The sequence below is a fragment of the Salibaculum griseiflavum genome (genome assembly GCF_003129565.1).
Classification (GTDB): domain Bacteria; phylum Pseudomonadota; class Alphaproteobacteria; order Rhodobacterales; family Rhodobacteraceae; genus Salibaculum; species Salibaculum griseiflavum.
In genome coordinates this window covers 1-2,542 of record NZ_QETF01000037.1, presented here as the reverse complement: position 1 = coordinate 2,542, position 2,542 = coordinate 1, and the positions used below count along the sequence as shown (strand labels likewise).

At 66.2% G+C, this 2,542-nt stretch carries 3 protein-coding genes; all 3 read left to right on the top strand.

Features of this window, described 5'->3' with window-relative positions; genetic code table 11:
- Window positions 1-98 precede the first annotated feature (98 nt).
- Entirely contained in the window at window positions 99-467 is a 369-nt protein-coding gene (gene tnpA, locus DFK10_RS16140) for an IS66-like element accessory protein TnpA (RefSeq protein ID WP_109390062.1), read from the top strand.
- Window positions 464-811, top strand: coding sequence for an IS66 family insertion sequence element accessory protein TnpB (tnpB, locus tag DFK10_RS16135; protein ID WP_109390061.1), 348 nt, complete (start codon window positions 464-466; stop codon window positions 809-811). The genes tnpA and tnpB overlap by 4 nt, the downstream gene beginning before the upstream one ends.
- A gap of 62 nt (window positions 812-873) precedes the next feature.
- Window positions 874-2,511, top strand: a complete 1,638-nt coding sequence (gene tnpC / locus DFK10_RS16130; protein WP_109390060.1) for an IS66 family transposase — start codon at window positions 874-876, stop codon at window positions 2,509-2,511.
- The last annotated feature ends 31 nt before the right edge of the window (window positions 2,512-2,542 follow it).

The window sequence follows — 2,542 nt, the reverse complement described above, 5'->3', positions numbered from 1 at the left end:
GTAATCACCCGGTTGGCACCGCCTGCCCATTCCTGACCTGAATGGCTAAGACACGTGCATAGCGACGTCGCTAGGGACGTGTCTGAGACGGAGGGTGTATGCGGGGCGAGGTTCTTGGGGTCGAGCGCCGGCGGCGTTGGAGCGACGAGGAGAAGCTTTCGATCGTGTCGTCGGTCGGCCTCGATGGGGCGACGGTCACGCGGGTCGCGCAGCGCAACGATATCACTCGACAGCAGATTTACGCGTGGCGCCATGAACTGAAGAAGAAGGGGCTCTGGTCGCCGGACCAGGGCGCGGTCTTCCTGCCGGTCGGCATGTCGGCCATTGAGCCCCCGCCGTCCGACCCGGAGCCGGTCCCTGCCGTGCCGGTGGAGCTTCGTCTGGCCAATGGTCGCTGTCTTCGGTTCGACAGCGCGATGGAGGCTACGGCGTTGACCCGGCTGATCCGTGCGGTGGAGACGGCATGATCGGGCCTGGCACAGGTGTTCGCGTCTACCTGGCCTGCGGGGTCACCGACATGCGCAAGGGCATCTCGGGGCTCTCGACCATCGCGCAGGACGTTCTGCGGCAGAAGCCCGCCAGCGGGGCGGTCTTCGTGTTCCGCGGCCGGCGCGGCGACCGGATCAAGGTGCTCTACTGGGACGGCCAGGGCTTTTGTCTCTATTACAAGGTGCTCGAGCGGGGGCGCTTTCCGTGGCCCTCGGCGAAGGATGGCGCCGCGCGGCTGACCTCGGCACAGCTTGCGATGCTCTGGGAAGGGATCGACTGGCGGCGGCCTGACTGGGGGGCGCCGCCGGCCCGGGTGGGGTGATTTATCTACCTGAACGGCCTTGTTTTTATGGCGCTTGAAGCTCTCCTGTGGTATGTACGGGTATGTCGCAAGCGCCCGCCGATATGCCCGATGACCCTGCCGCTCTGAAGGCGATGATCGCTGTCCTGCAGGCGGAAAACGCGAAGATGTCGGCGACGCTGCGCGCCCATGATCTGCTGGTGCAGTCCCTGCGGACCCGCATTGCCAAGCTCCAGAAGCAAAAGTTCGGTGCCAGTTCGGAAAAGATCGAGCGCGAGATCGAACAGCTCGAACTGGCGCTCGAAGACCTGATGGTGGCCAAAGCGGAGGCCGACGACGCGCCGCTCGACGAGGACGAGACCCCGGAGCAAGACCCGCCGGCCGAGGAGGGGGAAACCCCACCGGAGAAGAAACCGCGCCGTCGCCCGAAGGTGTCAAGGGACACGCCGCGTGAGCGCCGTGAGCTGGATCCCGGCGAGGCCTGTCCCGACTGCGGTGGCGATCTGCGCGTGGTCGGCGAGGACGTCAGCGAGCTGCTCGACATGATCGCCGCGCAGATCAAGGTCATCGAGATCGCCCGGGTGAAGAAGTCCTGTCGCCGCTGCGAGGCCATGGTGCAGGAGCCCGCCCCGAGCCGGCCGATCCCGCGCAGCATGGCCGGCCCCAGCCTGCTGGCCTACATCCTCGTCTCCAAGTTCGACGATCACGTGCCATTGTACCGCCTGAACGAGATCTTCGCCCGCATGGGCGCCGATATCCCGGATACCACGATGGTCGACTGGTGCGGGGGCGCGATAAAGACGCTGAGCCCGCTGATCGAGAAGATCGAGGCCGACGTCATGGCCAGTTCGGTCCTGCATGCCGACGACACCCCCATCCGCGTGCTCGACCGATCGGCCAAGAAGAAGGAGCTCGGCAAGGCCGTGAAACAGGGCCGGATCTGGACCTATGTCCGCGATCAGCGACCATGGTCGGGCCCCGCGCCGCCCGGCGTCGTCTACTACTTCTCTCCGGACCGAAAAGGCGAACATCCACGCGGCCATCTCGCCAACTCGAGCGGCATCCTGCAGGCCGACGCCTATGCCGGCTTCAGGGAACTCTATGAAACGCGTGCGGACGGCTCACAGCAGTTCCGCGAGGCCGCCTGCTGGGCGCATCTGCGGCGCGCCTTCCACGATGTCTGGACGGCCAAAAAATCCGAGATCGCCCGCGAGGCGCTCGACCGGATCGGCACGCTCTACGACATCGAACGCGAGATCTCCGGGCAGCCCGCGGAGACACGGCTTGCCGCCCGCAAGGACCACAGCGCCGACAAGGTCGCGGCCTTCAAGGCCTGGGCCGAGCAGCAGCTGACCCGCATTCCCGGCAAGAGCGACCTCGCCAAGGCTTTCCGCTACGCTCTGAACCGCTGGCCCTCCTTCACGCTCTTCTTGGAGGATGGCCGCGTCGCGATCGACAACAACCCGGCCGAGCGCGCCATGCGGCCTATCGGCGTCGGGCGGAAAAACTGGCTCTTCGCCGGATCGGATACCGGCGGCGAAACCCTGGCCCGCGCGATGACGCTGATCGAGAGCGCGAAGATGAGCGGCCACGACCCGCAGGCCTACCTCGCCGACGTCCTCGATCGCATCCACGATCACAAAATCAACAGGCTCGATGAGCTTCTGCCGTGGAACTGGGCGCCCATGTCAGAGGCGGCGCCCAAGACCGAAGCCGCCTGAGGCCGCAAGGCGGTTCAAACCGGGCGGTTAC